The organism is Streptomyces sp. NPDC104381 (assembly GCF_055583745.1).
Genome location: NZ_JBVJNK010000004.1, coordinates 271,826 through 291,718 on the forward strand (window position 1 = coordinate 271,826; position 19,893 = coordinate 291,718).

Annotated in this window: 18 protein-coding genes and 2 tRNA genes; 10 read left to right on the forward strand and 10 right to left on the reverse strand. The window is 71.0% G+C overall.

Annotated elements, in window-relative coordinates; genetic code table 11:
• Positions 1-32: 32 nt before the first annotated feature.
• Positions 33-581 (reverse strand): NUDIX hydrolase, encoded by a 549-nt coding sequence (locus ACZ607_RS15010; protein ID WP_469735141.1) that lies wholly within the window; start codon positions 579-581, stop codon positions 33-35.
• On the reverse strand, positions 578-2,050 hold the full coding sequence (locus ACZ607_RS15015; RefSeq protein ID WP_469735142.1) for a zinc-dependent metalloprotease: 1,473 nt from the start codon (positions 2,048-2,050) through the stop codon (positions 578-580). The genes ACZ607_RS15010 and ACZ607_RS15015 overlap by 4 nt, the downstream gene beginning before the upstream one ends.
• A 191-nt stretch (positions 2,051-2,241) precedes the next feature.
• Between ACZ607_RS15015 and ACZ607_RS15020 the strand changes: the two genes are divergently transcribed.
• The 4 genes from ACZ607_RS15020 (at position 2,242) to ACZ607_RS15035 (ending at position 5,571) form a co-directional block, all read left to right on the forward strand.
• Positions 2,242-3,390 (forward strand): SDR family oxidoreductase, encoded by a 1,149-nt coding sequence (locus tag ACZ607_RS15020; protein ID WP_469735143.1) that lies wholly within the window; start codon positions 2,242-2,244, stop codon positions 3,388-3,390.
• Between the two features lie 132 nt (positions 3,391-3,522).
• Positions 3,523-3,984: a molybdenum cofactor biosynthesis protein MoaE gene (locus tag ACZ607_RS15025; RefSeq protein WP_469735144.1), complete on the forward strand. Its 462-nt coding sequence runs from the start codon at positions 3,523-3,525 to the stop codon at positions 3,982-3,984.
• A 127-nt stretch (positions 3,985-4,111) separates the two neighbouring features.
• Positions 4,112-4,282: a hypothetical protein gene (locus ACZ607_RS15030; RefSeq protein WP_014048224.1), complete on the forward strand. Its 171-nt coding sequence runs from the start codon at positions 4,112-4,114 to the stop codon at positions 4,280-4,282.
• A gap of 182 nt (positions 4,283-4,464) precedes the next feature.
• Positions 4,465-5,571 carry a YlbL family protein gene (locus ACZ607_RS15035; RefSeq protein WP_469735145.1) on the forward strand — a complete coding sequence of 369 codons (1,107 nt, stop codon included), beginning with the start codon at positions 4,465-4,467 and terminating at the stop codon, positions 5,569-5,571.
• A 21-nt stretch (positions 5,572-5,592) separates the two neighbouring features.
• On the opposite strand, the gene ACZ607_RS15040 is transcribed toward ACZ607_RS15035, so the two are convergent.
• A complete protein-coding gene (locus tag ACZ607_RS15040; protein WP_469735146.1) occupies positions 5,593-6,162 on the reverse strand; it encodes a PPA1309 family protein in 570 nt (189 codons plus the stop codon).
• 127 nt (positions 6,163-6,289) lie between these two features.
• Here ACZ607_RS15040 and ACZ607_RS15045 point away from each other — a divergent pair, with 127 nt between their 5' ends.
• From ACZ607_RS15045 to ACZ607_RS15060, 4 genes are all read left to right on the forward strand, one after another.
• Positions 6,290-9,247 (forward strand): UPF0182 family membrane protein, encoded by a 2,958-nt coding sequence (locus ACZ607_RS15045; RefSeq protein WP_469735578.1) that lies wholly within the window; start codon positions 6,290-6,292, stop codon positions 9,245-9,247.
• Between the two features lie 43 nt (positions 9,248-9,290).
• A tRNA-Met gene (locus ACZ607_RS15050) sits at positions 9,291-9,364 on the forward strand.
• Positions 9,365-9,575: 211 nt separating this feature from the next.
• On the forward strand, positions 9,576-11,654 hold the full coding sequence (locus ACZ607_RS15055; protein WP_469735147.1) for a tetratricopeptide repeat protein: 2,079 nt from the start codon (positions 9,576-9,578) through the stop codon (positions 11,652-11,654).
• Between the two features lie 93 nt (positions 11,655-11,747).
• A tRNA-Met gene (locus ACZ607_RS15060) sits at positions 11,748-11,821 on the forward strand.
• A 110-nt stretch (positions 11,822-11,931) separates the two neighbouring features.
• On the opposite strand, the gene ACZ607_RS15065 is transcribed toward ACZ607_RS15060, so the two are convergent.
• Positions 11,932-12,351 carry a Fur family transcriptional regulator gene (locus ACZ607_RS15065; protein WP_124274600.1) on the reverse strand — a complete coding sequence of 140 codons (420 nt, stop codon included), beginning with the start codon at positions 12,349-12,351 and terminating at the stop codon, positions 11,932-11,934.
• 158 nt (positions 12,352-12,509) lie between these two features.
• Between ACZ607_RS15065 and ACZ607_RS15070 the strand changes: the two genes are divergently transcribed.
• The gene (locus tag ACZ607_RS15070) at positions 12,510-13,979 is read left to right on the forward strand and encodes a catalase (protein ID WP_469735148.1); all 1,470 of its coding nucleotides are present in this window, start codon (positions 12,510-12,512) and stop codon (positions 13,977-13,979) included.
• Positions 13,980-14,089: 110 nt separating this feature from the next.
• Here ACZ607_RS15070 and ACZ607_RS15075 read toward each other — a convergent pair whose 3' ends face one another.
• The gene (locus ACZ607_RS15075; protein ID WP_469735149.1) at positions 14,090-14,491 is read right to left on the reverse strand and encodes a CBS domain-containing protein; all 402 of its coding nucleotides are present in this window, start codon (positions 14,489-14,491) and stop codon (positions 14,090-14,092) included.
• 199 nt (positions 14,492-14,690) lie between these two features.
• The gene (hisN, locus tag ACZ607_RS15080) at positions 14,691-15,491 is read right to left on the reverse strand and encodes a histidinol-phosphatase (RefSeq protein WP_469735150.1); all 801 of its coding nucleotides are present in this window, start codon (positions 15,489-15,491) and stop codon (positions 14,691-14,693) included.
• Between the two features lie 117 nt (positions 15,492-15,608).
• On the opposite strand from hisN, the gene ACZ607_RS15085 reads away from it, so the two are divergent.
• Positions 15,609-16,202 (forward strand): TetR/AcrR family transcriptional regulator, encoded by a 594-nt coding sequence (locus ACZ607_RS15085; protein WP_469735151.1) that lies wholly within the window; start codon positions 15,609-15,611, stop codon positions 16,200-16,202.
• On the opposite strand, the gene ACZ607_RS15090 is transcribed toward ACZ607_RS15085, so the two are convergent.
• From ACZ607_RS15090 to ACZ607_RS15105, 4 genes are all read right to left on the reverse strand, one after another.
• The gene (locus ACZ607_RS15090) at positions 16,159-16,482 is read right to left on the reverse strand and encodes a DMT family transporter (RefSeq protein ID WP_469735152.1); all 324 of its coding nucleotides are present in this window, start codon (positions 16,480-16,482) and stop codon (positions 16,159-16,161) included. The genes ACZ607_RS15085 and ACZ607_RS15090 overlap by 44 nt on opposite strands.
• Before the next feature lie 115 nt (positions 16,483-16,597).
• Positions 16,598-17,614, reverse strand: a complete 1,017-nt coding sequence (gene rsgA / locus ACZ607_RS15095) for a ribosome small subunit-dependent GTPase A (RefSeq protein WP_469735153.1) — start codon at positions 17,612-17,614, stop codon at positions 16,598-16,600.
• Positions 17,615-17,618: 4 nt separating this feature from the next.
• Positions 17,619-18,998: a 3-phosphoshikimate 1-carboxyvinyltransferase gene (gene aroA, locus ACZ607_RS15100; RefSeq protein ID WP_469735154.1), complete on the reverse strand. Its 1,380-nt coding sequence runs from the start codon at positions 18,996-18,998 to the stop codon at positions 17,619-17,621.
• Between the two features lie 115 nt (positions 18,999-19,113).
• Positions 19,114-19,827, reverse strand: coding sequence for a M50 family metallopeptidase (locus ACZ607_RS15105; protein ID WP_202078978.1), 714 nt, complete (start codon positions 19,825-19,827; stop codon positions 19,114-19,116).
• Between the last annotated feature and the right edge of the window lie 66 nt (positions 19,828-19,893).

Consider the following 19,893-nt stretch of genomic DNA (forward strand, 5'->3'; position numbering starts at 1 on the left):
GGCGGTCCCGCGTGGGGCCGCCCCTCACCCGGCTACCGGGCCGCGTGCTCCAGCCGTGCGCGGGTGCTCTCCAGCAGGCGCACGACCGAGGTGTCCGCCACGCCCGCCACCTCGTCGTAGGGGAACCAGCGCAGATCGAGGGACTCTCCGCTGATCCGCTCCACCGCCCCGGGCGACGCCGTCGCCGCGTACTGCACGTCGAGGTGCCAGTGGCAGGGCGCCGGGATGGGATGCCGGTCCAGCCGCACGGGCCCGCCGGGCAGCAGGGTGAGGCCCGGGATCCCCGACTCCTCCGTGGCCTCGCGCAGGGCGGCCGCCGCCAGGGTGGTGTCCTGGGGCTCGCAGTGTCCGCCCATCTGCAGCCACATCCGCAGCTTCCTGTGCAGGGTCAGCAGGACCCTGCCGCGCTCCGGGTCGATCACCAGCGCGCTGGCCGTGAGATGCCCGGCCCCGCACGCCTTCCACATGCCGTCGGGATGCGCGGCCAGATGGTCCAGATACGTCCGGCGCAGCTCGGCCTGGGCGGCGTCGCCCCTCTCGTAGCCGTCGAGCACCGCGACGGCGTCGTCATGCAGGCTCACGTGCCGGAGTCGTCCTTGCCGTCGCTCTTCGGGTCGTCGCCGGGGCCGTCCTGACCCGCTTCCCCGCCCGGCTCCTGCCCCGGCTCCTCGGCGGCGGGCTTCTGCGGGCCCTTCGCCGCCTCGCCGAGCATCTTGTCCAGCTCGGAGAAGTCCAGCTGCTCGTGGTGGACGAAGCCGTCCGGGTCGTCCAGGTCCTGGGCGGTCGGCAGCATGTCCGGGTGCTCCCACAGACCGTCGCGGCCGTCGACACCCCGGGCGTCCGTGAGCGAGGCCCACAGCCGCGAGGCGTCCCGCAGCCGGCGCGGCCGCAGCTGGAGCCCGATGAGGGTGGCGAAGGTCTGCTCGGCCGGACCGCCGGACGCCCGGCGCCTGCGCATCGTCTCCCGGAGCGCGTCCGCCGAGGTCAGCCGGGACTTCGCGGCCTCGTGCACCACCGCGTCCACCCAGCCCTCGACGAGCGCGAGAGCGGTCTCCAGACGGGCCAGCGACGCCTTCTGCTCCGGGGTGTCCTCCGGCTGGAACATGCCCTGCTGGAGAGCGTCCTGGAGCTGCTCGGGCTGCGACGGGTCGAACTGGCCGACGACGTCCTCCAGCTTGCTGGTGTCGACCTTGATGCCGCGCGCGTAGGCCTCGACCGCGCCGAACAGGTGCGAGCGCAGCCACGGGACGTGGGCGAAGAGCCGCTGGTGGGCAGCCTCGCGCAGCGCCAGGTACAGCCGGACCTCGTCCTGCGGAACGCTCAGGTCCTTGCCGAACCGCTCCACGTTCAGCGGGAGCAGCGCGGCCTTGCCGGCCGGTGCCAGCGGGAGGCCGATGTCGGTCGAGCCGACGACCTCGCCGGCGAGCGTGCCCACGGCCTGGCCGATCTGCTGGCCGAACATGGCACCGCCCATGGACCGCATCATGCCGATCAGCGGGCCGGCCATGGCCTGCATCTCCTCCGGCAGGACATCGCCCATGGCGAGGCCGACACGCTCGGCCACCGGGTCCACCAGTTGCTGCCAGGCGGGCAGGGACGCCTCGACCCACTCGGCGCGGCTCCAGGCCACCGTCGAGACCGAACCCGAGGGGAGCGACGTCACACCGTCCAGCCACAAGTCGGCGAGACGCAGCGCCTCGTCGACGGAGGCGCGCTCGGCGGGTCCGACGCTGGCGTCCTTGCTGCCGTCCGTGGTGCCCTGCGACACCGTCTGGCGGGCGATCTGCTTGGCCATGTCCCAGTTGACCGGGCCGCCCTCGTAGCTCAGCATCTGGCCGAGCTGCTGGAAGGCCGCACCCAGGTCGTTCGGGTTCATGGAGCCGAACATCGCCGCGAACGGGTTGTCCCCGCCCGCGCCGGGCCCGAAGCCGAACGGGTTCGCCGGCCCGCCCGAGCCCTGCCCACCACCGGTGGGGTCCTTCTTCTTGCCTTCGTCGCCGTCTTCCGGCTCCTCCGGCGGAAGGCCGAATCCGAATGGGGTGTCACTCACGGGTTTCCTCGGCTCGTAGGGCCGCCGGCTCGAACCGACGGCGACTGCCCGACATCACCATCCAGCGTAGACACCGAAGACCGCTCGGGCCCTCGGTGCTCCGCCGGCTCCCGGCCTGCGGCAGGATGGACGCCACCTGGTACGCACGCGTCATACGGGTACGTACTGAAGACAACCGCTGGAGACGCCCGGTGAGTTCCCCAGATCCGCAGGTTCGCGCAGCGCGAAACCTGGCCGACCCCTCGCCCGAAAGCAAGCCCACGAAAAATTCTTCCCGAAGCCGAAGCCGGGGCCCCGTCGTCGCGGTCACCGGCGCCGCGACCGGCGTCGGTGAGCTGCTCACCGCCCATCTCGCCGCATCCGACGAGATCAAGCAGGTCATCGCCATCGACGAGCGCCGGGGGGACGTCTCCGAGGCGACCTGGCACATCCTGGACGTACGGGACCCCGCCATCGCCGAGAAGCTGCGCGGTGCGGACGTCGTCGTCCACATGGCGCTCGACCTCGACCTGGAGACCGATCCCGCCGCCCGTACCGCGTACAACGTGCGCGGTACCCAGACCGTGCTGACGGCGGCGGCGGCCGTGGGCGTCCACCGGGTGGTGCTGTGCACCTCTGCGATGGTCTACGGCGCTCTGCCCGACAACGACATCCCCCTCTCCGAGGACGCGGAGCTGCGGGCCACGGCGGAGGCCACCGGGGTCGGCGACCTGCTGGAGATCGAACGCCTCGGCCGCCGCGCCCCTCGCGCCCACCCCGGCCTCGACGTCACGATCGTGCGCCCCACGGTCCTGGTCGGCGGTACGGACACGGCGCTCACCCGGTACTTCGAGTCACCCAGGCTCCTGGTCGTCGCCGGCTCCCGCCCGGCCTGGCAGTTCTGCCACGTCGACGACCTGGTCAGCGCCCTGGAGTACGCGGCTCTCGAAAGGATCGAGGGCGAGTTCGCGGTCGGCTGCGACGGCTGGCTCGAACAGGAGGAGGTGGAGGAGCTCTCCGGGGTACGCCGCATGGAGCTGCCGTCCGCCGTCGCCCTCGGCGCCGCGGCCCGGCTGCACCGCCTCGGCCTCACCCCCTCGCCCGCGGGCGACCTCGCCTACACGATGCACCCCTGGGTGGTCAGTGTGAGCAGGCTCCACGACGCGGGATGGCGCCCGCGGTGGACCAACGAGGAGGTCCTGGCGGCGCTCCTCGAAGAGGTCGAGGGACGCCACACCGTCGCGGGCCGGCGGCTCGGCCGTAAGGACGCGACCGCGGCGGGTGCCGCGGGGGCGACCGTCGCCCTGCTCGGCACGGCGGCCCTGGTCCGGCGGGCCCGCAAGGCGCGCCGGCGCTTCTAGCGGCACGACCGGAGGCCGTCCCGCCCGGCGGAGGCTCCGGCCCCCGTCTGGTAGGAGGCTCCAAGCCGTCCGGCACGCCACCGGTCGAAACCGCTATTCCGGGATGCGCGTCCCGTGCGGCACGATGGCCTCATGGCACGCACCCACAACCACCCCGGTGAGCAGGCTGCCCAGGACCCCATCCGGCTCCTGGACATCCGTGACACACCGCTGTCCGTCGACGAGATCTTCCGTGCGGTCGGGGACGACGCCGCGGGAGGCATGGCGCTCTTCGTCGGCACGGTGCGCAACCACGACGGCGGGCAGGACGTCGGCTCCCTCGGGTACTCCTGCCATCCGACGGCCGTCGACGAGCTCCGCAGGGTGGCCGAGAAGGTGGTCGCCGAGTTCCCGGTACGGGCGCTGGCCGCCGTCCACCGGGTGGGTGAACTGGACGTGGGCGATCTGGCGGTGGTCGTCGGAGTCTCCTGCGCCCATCGGGGTGAGGCCTTCGAGGCCTGCCGGAAGCTCATCGACGACCTCAAGCACGAGGTCCCGATCTGGAAGCACCAGCGTTTCTCCGACGGCACGGAGGAGTGGGTCGGAGCCTGCTGAACGCAAACCGCCCCGGGGGGCATCAGCCCCGATTTGCGTAACCCCACCCCTGCCGTGAGCGTTGGTCCTGCAGGTCGTTAATCTTCTGATCGTCAGTTGCGGTCGCTCATGGGGTAGGGAGGTCGTGATGGCAGCACTCGCTTGGCTGTTGATTCCACTTATAGCTGCTCTTGGCGCGGCGATATGGGGAGGGTGGGCAGCCCGCAATCGAACGACCGGTGATGTCACCGAACTCGCCGGCTACGCCAGGTTCCGTGAGGCGATGGAGAAATCGCACTCCGGTTCCGAGGCCGTCTGAGACTCCGCAGCTGTACGCAGTTGCCAATTCCGCACCGCATCCGCTGCCGGTGGGCGCAGGCCCCGCAGCGAGGGCACCAGCGGTGCCCCCAGGTGTTCCGGGATCCGTCCCGACTCCGCCGTCCGCCCCGTACGGACCGGCCCCGACGGTGCACTGACAGGCCGTTCCCGTACTGTCGTTCCATGCCACGCCGCACCGCGACGATGCTCGCCTCGACCCTCATCCTCATCGCGCTGCTCTGCGCAGGCGTGCTGATCCGCGTGCCGTATTCGGAGATGTCCCCGGGCCCGACGGTGAACACGCTCGGCGACGCCCGCGGTGAGCCGGTCCTGCACATCAGCGGGCGCAAGACGTATCCGACGTCCGGGAACCTCAACATGACGACGGTTCGCGTCACCGGTGCGGACTACGACATGAACATCGTCGAGGCCGTCTACGGATGGCTGGCCCACGACAGCGTGGTCGTGCCCCACGACACCCTCTACCCGGACGGCAAGACCGAGGAGGAGTCGACGCAGGAGAACGCCGAGGAGTTCAGCCAGTCCCAGGAGAGCGCGAAGGTCGCCGCCCTGGAGGAGCTGAAGATCCCCGTCACCTCCCGCGTGGTGGTCTCCACGGTCGTCAAGGACAGCGCCGCCGAGGGCGTGCTGCACGCGGGCGACGTGATCGAGGCGGTCGACGGCACGGCGGTCGAGCAGCCGGAGGACGTCGCGAAGCTCGTCACGAAGCACAAGCCCGGTGAGGACGTCGTCTTCACGATCATCCCGGCGAAGACCGCGGCGGCGGCGGAGAAGGCGGGCAAGGAGCCCAAGGGCTCCCGCGACGTCACCCTCACCACCCGCAAGGGGCCCGAGGATCCCGCGAAGCCGTCCGAGGACCGCGCGATCGTGGGGATCCAGGCGGGGACGGACCACACGTTCCCGTTCGAGATCGACATCAAGCTGGCCGACGTCGGCGGCCCGAGCGCCGGACTGATGTTCTCGCTCGGCATCATCGACAAGCTGACGCCCGACAAGCTGACGGGCGGCAAGTTCATCGCCGGCACCGGCACCATCGACGACGACGGCAAGGTCGGCCCCATCGGCGGGATCAACATGAAGCTGGTCGGCGCGCGCGACGCGGGCGCCCAGTACTTCCTGACCCCGGACGACAACTGCTCCGCCGCGGCGTCCGACACCCCGAGCGGCCTCACCCTGGTGCGGGTGAAGACCCTCGACGACGCCAAGAAGTCCCTGGAGAAGATCCGGGCGGGGGACACGGCCGGCCTGCCGAGCTGCTCGAAGGGCTGAGGCCGGCCCCCGCCGGGGGCGTCAGGACTCGAAGGTGGCCGCGAGGGCCTCGGCGAGCCCCGGCACGAGCCCCGCCCCGGTCAGGACCTCGGTGGGGGAGTCCTTCTCCCGCAGACGCACGGCGGAGTCCCGCGCACCGTCCCGCAGCACCGCCACGGTCATCCGGACCTCCTGCCGGTCGGGGTGCTCGGCGACCCACTTGGTCAGCTGGGCGTCCGACAGGCCTTCCGGTACGGACGCCTCCGCCGAGGGCGGCAGCATCAGCCGCTCGACGGTCATGGCGCAGCCGACTACGGCGTCGGGCCAGGCGATCGTGGCGAGGAATTCGTCCAGCGCGGTGCCGGCGGGGAGCTCCTCCTGCTCCACAGGGGTGAGGGTGGCGGTCGTGGAAGCGCCGTCGTCGAGGCCGAGCTGGGCGGCGAGACCCGGCTCGTGGGCACGCAGCCGGGCGGTGTCGACCAGGGCGAACAGCCTGGCCGGCTGGTCCCAGCCGAGACCTGCGGCGTAGGCGTCGATCTCGAGGACGGCGACGGTCAGTGGGCTCGCGGCCATCGGAGGGCCTGAGGGGGAAACGTTGGGCATGCTCAACATCCTGCCTCCTTCTGCCCCGGGAACGGGAACTAGGTAAAGCCTCAGTAAGTTGCATAGGTGGGCTCTACGATCGCTGGGCCCGCTCCACACGACCGCGAACTTCGAGGTGCGCACGTTGGCTTTCCAGATGCCGGACCGCGGCGGAGGCCCGACCGGGCCACGGATCAGAGTCGGCCGCCCGTCCCGGCGCGTCCGTACCCTGCTCATGACATTGGGTGTCCTGGCGGTCCTCGCCATGGCCTTCGTCATGTTCGCCGGGTTCTGGACGGACTGGCTCTGGTACAGGTCGGTCGCGTATTCGTCCGTCTTCACCACCACCCTGTGGACCAAGATCGGACTGTTCCTCGTCTTCGGACTGCTGATGGCCCTCGCCATCGGCGTGAACATCTGGCTCGCGCACCGGCTCAGGCCGCCGCTGAGCGCGATGTCGCTGGAGCAGCAGAGCCTTGACCGCTACCGGATGAGTGTCGCCCCGTACAAGAAGTGGGTGCTGCTCGCGGTCACCGCGCTGGTGGGGCTCATCGCCGGCGCCTCCGCGTCGGGCCAGTGGCGTACGTGGCTGATGTACGTCAACGGCGTGTCGTTCGGGCAGAAGGACCCCCAGTTCAAGCTGGACGTCTCCTTCTACGCGTTCGACCTGCCGTGGTACCGCTTCCTGCTCGGCTTCGGCTTCGCCGCGGTGGTGCTGTCGCTGATCGCGGCGGCGGTGACCCACTACCTCTACGGCGGGCTGCGGATCACCAGCCCCGGCGCACGTGCGACGGGCGCGGCCACCGGTCATCTCTCGGTGCTGCTCGGCGTCTTCGTCACGCTGAAGGCCGTGGCGTACTGGCTCGACCGGTACGGCCTGGCCGTGAAGTCCAGCGACTTCAAGGCCACGGACAACTGGACCGGCCTGCGGTACGTCGACGCCAACGCCTACCTGCCGGCGAAGACGATCCTCTTCTGCATCGCCGTCATCTGCGCCGTGCTGTTCTTCGCGACGCTCTGGCGCCGCACCTGGCAGCTCCCGGTCATCGGCTTCGGCCTGATGGTGCTCTCGGCGATCCTGATCGGCGGGCTCTACCCGGCGATCGTGCAGAAGTTCCAGGTCCAGCCGAACGAGCAGGCCAAGGAAGCCCCGTTCATCCAGAAGAACATCGACGCGACGCGCGACGCCTACGACATCGACGACGCGAAGGTCGACGACTACGCGGGCACCAGCACCACCGATGACAGCGCCAAGCTGAGGGCGAACGCCGACTCTGCCGCCAGCTACCGCGTGATGGACCCGAACGTCGTCTCGCCCGCGTTCCAGCAGCTCCAGCAGAAGAGGAACTACTACCAGTTCCCCAAGACGCTGGACGTCGACCGCTACAAGGGCGAGGACGGCAAGGAGCAGGACACCGTCATCGGTCTGCGCGAGCTGAACCTCCAGGGCCTCCCCAAGAGGAACTGGATCAACGACCACTTCACGTACACCCACGGCTACGGCGTCATCGCGGCCCGGGGCACCACGACGGGCACCAACCCGACGGGCTCCCCGGACTTCACGGAGTCGGGCCTGCCCACCACCGGTGAGCTGGGCAAGTACGAGCAGCGGATCTACTACGGCGAGAAGACCGAGCAGTACTCCATCGTCGGCGGGCCCCAGAAGGAGCTCGACTACGAGGAGGACGGCGAGAAGACCACCAGCTACAAGGGCGACAGCGGGGTCAGCCTCGGCAACGCCTTCAACCGAGCGGCCTACGCGGTCTCGTTCAGCGAGCCGCAGATCCTGTACTCGGGAGCCATCGGCGACGGCTCGCGGATCCTCTACAACCGCACCCCCAAGGAGCGCGTCGAAGCGGTCGCGCCCTGGCTGACCATCGACGGTGACGCCTACCCGGCGGTCGTCGACGGCCGGATCCAGTGGATCGTCGACGCGTACACCACGACCAACGGCTACCCGTACGCCTCGCGTACGACGCTCGGTGACACCACGGCCGACTCGCTGACCACCAACCAGCGCGCGGTCGTCGCCCAGCAGAACCAGGTCAACTACATCCGGAACTCCGTGAAGGCCACCGTCGACGCGTACGACGGCAAGGTCAAGCTCTACGAGTGGGACACCGAGGACCCGGTGCTCAAGACGTGGCGCAAGGCGTTCCCGGGCACGGTGGAGCCGCGGGCGGACATCCCGAAGGAGCTGATGGACCACCTGCGGTACCCGCAGGATCTGTTCAAGGTCCAGCGTGAGCTGCTGACGCGGTACCACGTGGAGAACCCCGCGCAGTTCTACAGCGGCAGTGACGCCTGGCAGGTGCCGGACGACCCCACCAACAAGGAACCCGGGTCCGTTCCGCCGTACTACCTGAGCATGAAGATGCCGGACCAGGACACGCAGAAGTTCTCGCTGACCACGACGTTCACCCCGAAGGGGCGCCCCAACCTGGGGGCGTTCATGGCGGTGGACGCGGACGCGGCCAGCAAGGACTACGGCACGATCAGACTCCTGAGAGTCACCAGTACGGTCAAGGGCCCCGGCCAGGTGCAGAGTGAGCTCAACGGCAACGACGACGTCGCCGAGTTCGTGAGAAACCTGAAGGGCACCGACTCGGACATCGAGTACGGGAACCTCCTGACGGTGCCGCTCGACGGCGGCTTCCTCTACATCGAACCGGTGTACACGCGCGGTGGCACGCAGAACTACCCGCTGCTGCGCAAGGTCGCCGCCTCGTACGGGTCGAAGATCGTCTTCGAGAACAGTCTCGGCGAGGCGCTCAACGCGGTCTTCGGGGTCGAGGGCGATACGACGACACCGCCCACCGAGCCCGACGAGCCGCCGGGTGACACCACGGAGCCGCCGGCCACCGGCGACGCGGCTCTGAAGAAGGCCATCGCGGACGCCCAGAAGGCGTACACGGCGGGTGAGACGGCCCTCAAGGAGCAGAACTGGGAGGCCTACGGCAAGGCCCAGAAGGACCTCCAGGAGGCCCTGGAGCGGGCGGCGGCGGCTCAGCCGAAGGCCTCGGGCGGCTCCTCGGGCGCCTCGGGCGACTCCGGGTCGTCGGGCTCGGGTGCTGACGCTGCCACGAAGCCGGAAGGCGACGACCAGGGCAGTTGAGAAAAGCTCCACCCCGCGTCGTGGTACGGTTTGAACACAACGACGCGGGGTGGAGCAGCTCGGTAGCTCGCTGGGCTCATAACCCAGAGGTCGCAGGTTCAAATCCTGTCCCCGCTACTGAATGGTGAAGGCCCGGATCCTTTGGGATCCGGGCCTTCGTCGTGCCGTGGCGCTTTTTTCAAGTTGTCGGAGTGAAGTGCGGTTCGCGGGGCACGAGTTGGACTCAGTCGTGTTTCACTTGTCTCTCTGTGGGCATGTCGACAAAACGCCGAAGTGACTTCACTGACCGCGGTATTCCAGGTGTACGCGGGTTGCAGGTGGTGCGACGATGGTATTTATGGGGGACAGGGCAACTCTGTTGGAGACAGGGCGGTTTGTGCAGCGACGCGGCCGGACGACGGAAAACATGGCAGATGCGGCATTCGCCGCTGCCCTGGCCGGAACCGCTGACACCGCCGACGGCGCCCACGAGGACGCCGCCTTCACCGTGGACATCTCCGGGACGCCCGACGCCGTGAGGAGCGCCGTGAGCCCCCTCGGGCGCGCCGCCGACGAGGGCGCGGACACGGACGGGAACGCCGAGCCCACGGACACCACGGAGTACGCCGACGAGACCGAGGCGCGGCACCGGCGTGGGGCGGAGGCCGGTGACACGGCGTCCATGAGCGTCCTCGGCGCCCTCCTGCTGCGCCGCGGCGACCTGGACGGAGCCGAGGTCCACCTGCGGGCGGCGACCGCCGAGGGCGACCGGGCCGCCGCCAACAACCTCGGAGTCCTCCTCCACCAGCGCGGATACGCCGACGAGGCGGCCGGCTGGTGGCGCATCGCCGCCGTCGCCGGCTCCGCCGCGGCCGCGCACGCCCTCGGACGTCACTTCCGGGAGCGCGGGGACGAGCCCGGCGCCGAGTACTGGCTGCGCCAGTCCGCCGAGCAGGGCCACGCGCTCGGTGCGTACGCGCTCGCCGACCTGCTGGAGCACCGCGGGGACGACGGCGCCGAGCGCTGGCTGCGCGCCGCCGCCGAGCAGGGGCACAGGGAGGCCGCCTACCGCCTGGCGCGGACGATCGAGCGCAACGCCGTCGGTGACGCGCACGACGCCTTCGGCCTGGGCCGCGTCGTCGTGGGCGAGGAGCGCCGGGTGCTGGACACCGGTGCGCCCGCGAAGCCGGACAGCCCCGTCGCCGGCCCCGACGCGGGGCGCGTCGGCGAGGCCGAGCAGTGGTACCGCCAGGCAGCCGCCCGTGGCCACCGCCGTGCCGCCCTGCACCTGGGCGCCATCCTCGAACAGCGCGGGGAGCTGAAGGAGGCCGGCCGCTGGTACCTCACCGCCGCCAAGGACGGCGAGCCCCGGGCGGCCTGCGCCCTCGGCTTCCTGCTGCGTGACGCGGGCGACGAGGAGAGCGCGGCCGTCTGGTGGCTGCGTGCCGCCCAGGACGGCGACGGCAACGCCGCCAACGCCCTGGGGGCCCTGCACGCGGCCCGGGGCGAGCAGCAGACCGCCGAGCGCTGGTACCGCGCGGCCATGGACGCCGGTGACGTCAACGGCGCGTACAACCTCGGTCTGCTCTGCGCCGCCCAGGACCGGATCCCGCAGGCCGAGCAGTGGTACCGCCGTGCCGCCTACGCGGGGCACCGGGAGGCGGCGAACGCGCTGGCCGTGCTCCTGCTCCAGGCGGGGGACGCGACCGGGGCCGAGCCGTGGTTCTCCAAGGCCGCGGAGGCCGGCAGCGTGGACGCCGCCTTCAACCTCGGCATCCTGCATGCCGGACGGGACGAGGACCGCACGGCGCTCGGCTGGTACCAGCGGGCGGCGGCGGCCGGGCACACCGATGCCGCGCTCCAGGTCGGCATGGCCCTGCTGCGGGACGGCGACGAGCGGGCGGCCGAGCGCCATCTGCGCTGCGCCGCGGGCGGCGGCAGCGCCGAGGCGGCCTTCCGGCTGGCCGGCGTCCTGGACCTGCGTCAGCCCGCGCCGGGTCCTCCCGCGCTGGGCGAGCCGATGCCGGAGAAGACCGAGTGCGAGGAGTGGTACGAGCGGGCGGCCGAGCAGGGCCACCGCCGCGCCCAGGTCAGGGCGGGGATGCTGGCGGCCGCGCGCGGCGACATGCAGAGCGCCGCGCGCTGGTACCGCGAGGCCGCCGAGTCGGGCAGCCGCAACGGGGCCTTCAACCTCGGCCTGCTGCTCGCCCGTGAGGGCAGCGAGCGCGAGGCCGCCCTGTGGTGGAGCCGCGCCGCCAACGACGGGCACGGCAGGGCGGCCCTGCGCCTCGCGCTGCTCGCCGCCCGCCGGGGCGAGCTCACCGAGGGGCAGCGCTGGTGCGCCCGGGCGGTCGAGCTGGGCCCCGCCGAGGTGGCGGAGCGGGCCGCCCGGCTGCTGGAGGCGCTGCACCAGGAGCTCACCGCGTGACGGCCGGCCCGTCGGCCCACGGGTGTGTGCGGGTGTCCGGCGAATGAATTTGCTCCGGCCGGTCCGGGTACCGTAGAGTTGCAATCACAACGACGCGGGGTGGAGCAGCTCGGTAGCTCGCTGGGCTCATAACCCAGAGGTCGCAGGTTCAAATCCTGTCCCCGCTACTGAAAGTCAGAGGCCCGGATCCTTCAAGGATCCGGGCCTCTGACGTATGCCCGTGCAAAGGCCCCCGGATCCTGAGGCATCACGGGCGCTCCTCAGGACCTGGGATGCCTCAGGCCGTGGCCGCGCAGTTCGGGCAGATGCCGCGGTAGGTGACCTCGACGTCCGAGACGGTGAAGCCGAAGCGCTCGTCGTCGGGCAGGTCCGCCAGCGGATTGCCGGAGGGGTGCACGTCCCGGATGGCTCCGCAGCGCCCGCACACCAGGTGGTGGTGGGGGCGATGGGCGTTCGGGTCGTACCGCTTCGCACGGCGGTCGGTGGTGACCTCGATGACCTCACCGAGGGACACCATCTCGCCCAGCGTGTTGTACACGGTGGCCCGGGAGATCTCGGGCAGCCGGTCGACGGCCCTCGCGTGGACCTCGTCCGCCGTCAGATGCACATGGTCCCCTTCGAGAACCTCGGCCACCACGCGCCGCTGTGCCGTCATGCGCCAGCCGCGTCCACGAAGTCGTTCCAGGAGGTCACTCATGCGCCCAGGGTAACAGTGGCCGGCCCCGAGTCCCGAGTCGGTGTGACTTTAGATGACTGTTTGACTTGGACAAAGTCCATTGTAGGATCGGTGACGTACTGGCCAAGGACAGGCTGCGGCCGAGAACAAGCCGCACAGGGAACGACACTGTGCGGGACATGACGCAGGAGGCGCGCGTGACTCAGGGACCGCTCACCACGGAGGCCGGCGCTCCGGTGGCCGACAATCAGAACAGCGAGACCGCTGGCCCGGGTGGACCGGTTCTCGTCCAGGACCAGGCGCTTCTGGAGAAGCTCGCCCACTTCAACCGCGAGCGCATCCCGGAGCGTGTCGTGCACGCCCGTGGCGCCGGTGCGTACGGGACCTTCACGCTGACCCGGGACGTCTCGCAGTGGACGCGGGCGAAGTTCCTCTCGGAGGTCGGCAAGCAGACCGAGACCTTCCTGCGCTTCTCGACCGTGGCGGGCAACCTCGGCTCCGCCGACGCGGCGCGTGACCCCCGCGGCTGGGCGCTGAAGTTCTACACCGAGGAGGGCAACTACGACCTCGTCGGCAACAACACCCCGGTGTTCTTCATCCGGGACGCGATCAAGTTCCCCGACTTCATCCACACCCAGAAGCGCGATCCGTACACCGGTTCGCAGGAGGCGGACAACGTCTGGGACTTCTGGGGTCTGTCGCCCGAGTCCACGCACCAGGTGACCTGGCTCTTCGGCGACCGGGGCATCCCGGCCTCGTACCGTCACATGGACGGCTTCGGTTCGCACACGTTCCAGTGGAACAACGAGGCCGGCGAGGTCTTCTGGGTCAAGTACCACTTCAAGACCGACCAGGGCATCGAGAACCTCACCACCGAGGAGGCCGTCCGCCTCTCCGGTGTGGACCCGGACAGCCACCAGCGTGATCTGCGCGAGTCCATCGAGCGCGGTGACTTCCCGACCTGGACGGTGCAGGTCCAGGTCATGCCGGCGGCCGAGGCCGCCACGTACCGCTTCAACCCGTTCGACCTCACCAAGGTGTGGCCGCACGCGGACTACCCGCCGATCGAGATCGGCAAGCTGGAGCTCAACCGCAACCCGGAGAACGTCTTCGCCGAGGTCGAGCAGTCGATCTTCAGCCCGGCGCACTTCGTGCCCGGCATCGGCCCGTCCCCCGACAAGATGCTCCAGGGCCGTCTCTTCGCGTACGGCGACGCCCACCGCTACCGCGTCGGCATCAACGCCGACCACCTGCCGGTGAACCGTCCGCACGCCACCGAGGCGCGCACCCACAGCCGGGACGGCTATCTGTACGACGGCCGCCACAAGGGCGCGAAGAACTACGAGCCGAACAGCTTCGGCGGCCCGCACCAGACGGACCGGCCGCTCTGGGAGCCCGTCCCCGTCACGGGCGGCACGGGCAACCACGAGACGCCGGTCCACGCCGAGGACGACGATTTCGTGCAGGCCGGGAACCTCTACCGGCTGATGACGGAGGAGGAGAAGGTCCGTCTGATCGACAACCTCTCCGGGTTCATCTCCAAGGTCTCGCGTGACGACATCGCCGAGCGCGCGATCGACAACTTCCGTCAGGCGGACGGAGACTTCGGCAAGCGGCTGGAGGCCGCGGTCCAGGCCCTGCGCGGCTGACGCGGGCGCTTGCCGTAGGTGGTGGGCCGGATCCCGGGAGGTTGTCCCGGGATCCGGCCCGCTGTCGTCCGTAGACGGGTGGTGTGCGGAAGGGCCGTCAGGGGGAAGCGTCAGAGGGCCATTTCGGGGCGGGCCCGCCGGGCCGGCGCCCAGCACCTGATGATGTCGCGCACCGAGACGATGCCGACGGGGCCGTCGTCGTCCAGCACGATCAGATGCCGGAAGCCGCCGTGCGTCATGGCCTGGGCCGCCTCCTCCAGGGTCCACACCGGAGTGGCGAAGACCACGTCGGTGGTGGTGTGGGTGGACGCGGTCTCGACATCGGGATCCAGCCCGGCGCCGACGGCGTCGAGGATGTCGCGCTCGGTGATGATGCCGAGGCCGCAGGTGTCCGGGTCGTGGACGACGGCCGCTCCGATACGGCGGGCCGACATCAGCCGGGCCGCCTGCCGGAGCGTGTGGGCCGGGCCGATGGTGAGGACCAGGGTGCTCATGGCGTCACGGACGAGCATGCGAGGAGCCACCTCCTTCGAGAAGTGACCTGTGGAGCCCCTCGTGAGGGAATTCACAAGTTCACAAGTGGGGGGACTCTCAGAGTGGCACCCAGGAGGGGACTCAACAAGGGGGCGCGGGGGTGATCCCCCGCGCGCCGACCCGTGCGCCGGCCGCACCACTCCCCGGTGCCGACCCGCGCGCCGCCCGGGACACGCCCTAGTAGCGCTGGTTCAGATAGCCGAGCAGCTCGTCGTGGAGCAGGCCGTTGGACGCCGCCGCGTTGCCGCCGCCCGGGCCGGAGACGCCGTCCAGGCTGGTGAAGCGCCCGCCCGCCTCCTGGACGATGATCGCGTTGGCCGCCATGTCCCACAGGGAGAGCTCCGGCTCCGCACAGATGTCCACCGAACCCTCGGCGACCATCATGTACGGCCAGAAGTCCCCGTACCCGCGCGTGCGCCAGACGGCCCGCGTCAGGTCCATGAAGCCGTCCAGGCGGCCCTGCTCCTCCCAGCCCGTCATCGAGGCGTACGCGAACGACGAGTCCGCGATCCGCTCGACCTTCGACACGTGCAGCCGCGTCGCGGACGTCAGGCTGCGACCGGAGAACGCGCCGGCGCCCTTCGCCGCCCACCAGCGGCGGTTCAGCGCGGGGGCGGACACCACGCCCACCACCGGCTGGAAGCCGTCCTCGCCCGCCTCCATCAACGAGATCAGCGTCGCCCAAACGGGGACACCCCGTACGTAGTTCTTGGTGCCGTCGATCGGGTCGACGACCCAGCGCCGCGGGCCGGTGCCCTCGACCCCGTACTCCTCGCCGAGGATCGCGTCGCGCGGACGGGCCCGGTGCAGGTGCCCGCGGATCAGCTCCTCCGCGTGTTTGTCGGCCTCGCTCACCGGGGTCATGTCCGGCTTGGTCTCGACCTTGAGGTCCAGAGCCTTGAACCGGTCCATCGTCGCCGCGTCGGCGGCGTCCGCCAGGACGTGGGCAAGGCGCAGATCATCGTGGTAATCGGGCATGCCGTTCACAGTAACCACCGCCACCCTCCCGGGCTACACGGCCCCGTGCGCGGACCCTTGACAGTGCCTCCGGGCGCCTCAACTCTGATGCGCAGGTCCCCGGCGTGGGAGGCGACGATGCCATCGGCGCGAGAAGCACTGCTGGACTCCGCACGGTCGGCGCTGCGCACCAGGCCCTGGACGGCCGTGCGCATGGTCGACGTGGCGGCCCGCGCCGGGGTCTCCCGGCAGACCCTCTACAACGAGTTCGGCAGCAAGGACGGTCTGGCCCGCGCACTGGTCCGGCGCGCGGCCGACGGCTATCTGGCCGGGGTGGACCGGGCGCTCGGCACCGGCCGCGTCCTGGGGGAGGGCCCGGCGGAGCTCGCCCGCTGGACGGTCCGGGCGGCTCGCGCCGACGTCCTGGTCATGGCCCTGCTCACGGGCGTCTGGGGCGAGCACCTGCCCCGGCCGGGAGACCCGCCCGACGACAGCCGTACGGAAACGGGACCGGCGCCGCCCACGCCCACCGAACTGCTCACGCTCGTCCGGGACCGCGCCGTGGCCGCGCTGGAGCGGGACGCGCCGCCGCGCGACCCCGCGAGACTGGAGCTGACCTGCGAGATCGTGCTCCGGCTCGCCCTCTCGTACGCCCTGGTGCCGGCGGACTCCGTGGCCGCCCCGGGGGTCAGTGCGTCGAACCGGACAGCTGCAGCCCGATCACGCCGATGATCACCAGCGAGATCGACACCAGCTTGAGCGTGGAGACCACGTCGTCGAGGAAGATCATCCCGTAGATCGCCGTCCCCGCCGCCCCGATGCCCGTCCACACCGCGTACGCCGGACCGACGTCGAGCTTCTTGAGAGCCATCGTCAGCAGACCGAAGCTGCCGAGGGCGAACGCGCAGAACGCGATCGTCGGCCAGATCCGGGTGAACCCGTGCGAAAGCTTCAGACACACGGCGAAGCCGGTCTCCAGCAGTCCGGCGACCACGACCAGCAACCACGCCATCGTCAGGTGCCTCCCACGTAGGTGACGCTTCGTCTCGCTTGCGCGATTATGCCCTTACCAGCCGTGGGAGACCGCAAACGTGCGCGAGTCGGGCGGCGGCGTCCGCCGCCGTGCCTCAGTCGCCCTCGCGCCGTTCGCGGGTCGCGAGCAGCCTCCGCAGCGAGTCGAGGCGCGCCGGGTCGGCGTGCCCCTCCGCGACCCAGGCGTCCAGGGCGCACTCCGGCTCCTGGCCGTCGTGCGTGCAGCCGCGCGGGCAGTTCTCCGTGCCCGGCTGAAGATCGGGAAAGGCGTTGATGACCCGTGAGGGGTCGACGTGGTGCAGCCCGAACGACCGCACGCCGGGGGTGTCGACGACCCAGCCGCGGCCGTCCGGCAGCGGGAGGGCGAGCGCCGACGTGGTGGTGTGCCTGCCGCGCCCCGTGACGGCGTTGACCACGCCGGTCGTCCGTCGCCTGTCCTTCGGCACCAGCGCGTTGACCAGCGTCGTCTTGCCGACACCGGAGTGCCCGACGAAGGCGGTCACCCGGTCGTTCAGCAGCTCCCGCACCCGGTCGGCGGCGTCCCCGTTCTCCAGCTCCTCGCGGCTGGTCACGATGTAGGGGACCCCCAGCGGGGTGTACGCCTCCAGGAGCTTGTCCGCCGAGGCCAGGTCCGACTTGGTCAGCACCAGGAGCGGGGTGAGCCCGCCGTCGTACGCCGCGACCAGGCAGCGGTCGATCATGCGCGGGCGGGGTTCGGGATCGGCGAGGGCGGTGACGATCGCCAGCTGGTCGGCGTTGGCGACGACCACCCGCTCGAACGGGTCGTCGTCGTCCGCCGTGCGGCGCAGCACCGACGTACGCGCCCCGATGCGCACGATGCGCGCCAGGGTGTCCTTGGCGCCGGAGAGGTCGCCCACCAGGGAGACCCGGTCACCCACCACGGCGGCCTTACGGCCCAGTTCGCGGGCCTTCATCGCCGTCACCGTACGGTCCTCGACCAGGCAGGTCAGCCTGCCCCGGTCGACGGTCAGGACCATGCCGTCCTGGGCGTCCTCGTGCTTGGGGCGGGTGTGGGTGCGGGGGCGGTTGCCCTTGGGGTTGGGGCGGACGCGGATGTCGTCCTCGTCCGGGTTCTTCCCGTAGCGGCGCATTTCCTCAGACCCCGCGCCCGCCGGCCGGGGCGCCGAGCGCTCCGGACGAGACGCCGACGGCGCCGGAGGGCTCCCCGAGCATCCCGGTCCACATGTCCGGGAAGTCCGGCAGCGTCTTGGCGGTCGTGGCGACGTTCTCGATCTCCACGCCCGCCACGGCGAGGCCGATGATCGCGCCCGCGGTCGCCATCCGGTGGTCGTCGTACGTGTGGAAGGTGCCGCCGTGCAGCGGGCGGGGGTTGATCCGCAGGCCGTCCGCGGTCTCCGTGACGTCGCCGCCCAGGCCGTTGATCTCCTTGGTGAGGGCCGCCAGCCGGTCCGTCTCGTGGAGCCGCAGATGGGCGACGCCGCTCAGGGTGGACGGGGAGTCCGCGAGGGCGGCGAGGGCCGCGATGCCCGGGGTCAGCTCGCCGACCTCGCTCAGGTCGACGTCGATGCCGTGCACCGAGCCCGAGCCGGTGAAGGTGAGCCCCTGCTCGGTCAGCTCGCACGCGCCACCCATCGCGGTGAAGATCTCGCGCAGCGCGTCACCCGGTTGGGTGGTCCGCAGCGGCCAGTCGGGGACGGTGACCCGGCCGCCGGTCACCAGCGCGGCGGCCAGGAACGGCTGGGCGTTGGAGAGGTCGGGTTCGACGGTGAGGTCGCGGCCCAGCAGGGCGGAGGGGGAGACCCGCCAGACATCGGGCTCGCCGCCCGACTCCGGCTCGTCGACCTGGGCGCCGACCGAGCGCAGCATGTCGACGGTCATCCGGATGTGCGGCATCGAGGGCAGCGCCGAACCGGTGTGCCGCACCTCCACGCCCTGGTTGAACCGGGGCGCGGACAGCAGCAGGGCGGAGACGAACTGGGAGGACGAGGAGGCGTCGATGGAGACCGGTCCGCCGTCCAGCGCGCCCGCGCCGTGCACGGTCAGCGGGAGCGTCCCCCGGCCGTCGTCGTCGATCCGGGCGCCCAGCGACTTCAGGGCGTCGATCACGCCGTGCAGGGGCCGCTCGTAGGACCTCGGGTCGCCGTCGAAGTGGACGGGGCCGTCCGCGAGGCAGGCCACGGGCGGCAGGAAGCGCATCACCGTGCCCGCGTTGCCGACGTCCACCCGGGCAGGTCCGTGCAGACCCGCGGGGATGACCCGCCAGGCCTCGCCCGAGCCGTCCGGGCCCACGCCCTCCTCGATGCCCACGCCCATGGCGCGGAGCGCCTGGGCCATCAGCAGGGTGTCGCGCGAGCGCAGCGGGCGGCGCAGCCAGCCCGGCTCGGAGGACAGGGAGGCCAGGACGAGGGCGCGATTGGTGACCGACTTCGATCCGGGCACGGTGACGGTCGCATCGACGGCCCCGGTCGCTCGGGGGGCGGGCCAGAGGGCGGGGTGCACGGAACTTTCGGTCATGCCCCTCACTTTAGTGGCTCGGCGCAATCCCAGATCCTGAACAAAAGGGCCGAAACCGGGGCGTAATACAAGGGTGGTAGAGGCGGCCTCCCCACCCGCGTCCGGTCGGGCGTCCTCACAGCCCGAGGAGCCAGCGTCCGCCGCCGATCAGCGAGCACAGCGACACCGCGTGGAAGAGGAAGAGCCATATCGCGGCCGGCGCGTGCGTGAGCCGGGCGAGCTGGTCCGCGTCGGAGTCGGGAGCGCCGCCGTACCTGCGCTTGGACTGCAGCTCGAACGCGGGACGCACGCCGCCGAGCAGCAGGAACCAGACCACGGTGTACGCGAACGCCGACTGGACGTCGGCGGAGGTCAGCCAGGACACCAGCAGGAAGGTCGTACCCGTGAGGATGACCGTCAGCGCCCCGTACAGATTGCGGATCATCACCAGCATCACCGCCAGGAGGGCGGTCGCCAGCCACAGGAGGAGGGTGATCCGGCCGTTGGTCAGCAGCCAGGCGCCGCCGAGCCCGAGCAGCGGCGGCGCCGTGTAGCCGGCCGCGGCGGTGAGGATCATGCCGATGCCCGTGGGCTTGCCGCGGCTGACGGTGAGGCCGCTGGTGTCCGAGTGCAGCCGGATCCCCGACAGCTGACGTCCGGTGAGCAGGGCGATCAGCCCGTGCCCTCCCTCGTGCGCGATGGTGATCGCGTTGCGGGAGAGGCGCCATATGAGGTTCGGGACGACCGCGACGAGCGCCGCCGTGGCCGTGACGACCACCAGCCACTGCTCGGGCGCGGGCTGGGTTCCGAAGACGCGATCCCACAGATCGCCGAGGTCGGTGCTGTCCATGGTGCGGGCGGCTCCTTGAGGTGCTCGAGGGAATCGGCATCCACTCGACTGGCGGGTCGTGGCAGT

Bases quoted from the DNA above. Each gene is read 5' to 3' on its own strand.
- ACZ607_RS15035 (WP_469735145.1), top strand. From the start codon at position 4,465: ATGCCACGCCGCACCGCGACGATGCTCGCCTCGACCCTCATCCTCATC.
- ACZ607_RS15070 (WP_469735148.1), top strand. From the start codon at position 12,510: ATGACGCAGGAGGCGCGCGTGACTCAGGGACCGCTCACCACGGAGGCC.
- ACZ607_RS15085 (WP_469735151.1), top strand. From the start codon at position 15,609: ATGCCATCGGCGCGAGAAGCACTGCTGGACTCCGCACGGTCGGCGCTG.
- ACZ607_RS15075 (WP_469735149.1), bottom strand. From the start codon at position 14,491: ATGCTCGTCCGTGACGCCATGAGCACCCTGGTCCTCACCATCGGCCCG.
- ACZ607_RS15045 (WP_469735578.1), top strand. From the start codon at position 6,290: ATGCCGGACCGCGGCGGAGGCCCGACCGGGCCACGGATCAGAGTCGGC.
- ACZ607_RS15055 (WP_469735147.1), top strand. From the start codon at position 9,576: ATGGTATTTATGGGGGACAGGGCAACTCTGTTGGAGACAGGGCGGTTT.
- hisN (WP_469735150.1), bottom strand. From the start codon at position 15,491: ATGCCCGATTACCACGATGATCTGCGCCTTGCCCACGTCCTGGCGGAC.
- ACZ607_RS15040 (WP_469735146.1), bottom strand. From the start codon at position 6,162: ATGTTGAGCATGCCCAACGTTTCCCCCTCAGGCCCTCCGATGGCCGCG.
- ACZ607_RS15065 (WP_124274600.1), bottom strand. From the start codon at position 12,351: ATGAGTGACCTCCTGGAACGACTTCGTGGACGCGGCTGGCGCATGACG.
- ACZ607_RS15025 (WP_469735144.1), top strand. From the start codon at position 3,523: ATGGCACGCACCCACAACCACCCCGGTGAGCAGGCTGCCCAGGACCCC.
- ACZ607_RS15090 (WP_469735152.1), bottom strand. From the start codon at position 16,482: ATGGCGTGGTTGCTGGTCGTGGTCGCCGGACTGCTGGAGACCGGCTTC.
- aroA (WP_469735154.1), bottom strand. From the start codon at position 18,998: ATGACCGAAAGTTCCGTGCACCCCGCCCTCTGGCCCGCCCCCCGAGCG.
- ACZ607_RS15105 (WP_202078978.1), bottom strand. From the start codon at position 19,827: ATGGACAGCACCGACCTCGGCGATCTGTGGGATCGCGTCTTCGGAACC.
- ACZ607_RS15030 (WP_014048224.1), top strand. From the start codon at position 4,112: ATGGCAGCACTCGCTTGGCTGTTGATTCCACTTATAGCTGCTCTTGGC.
- rsgA (WP_469735153.1), bottom strand. From the start codon at position 17,614: ATGCGCCGCTACGGGAAGAACCCGGACGAGGACGACATCCGCGTCCGC.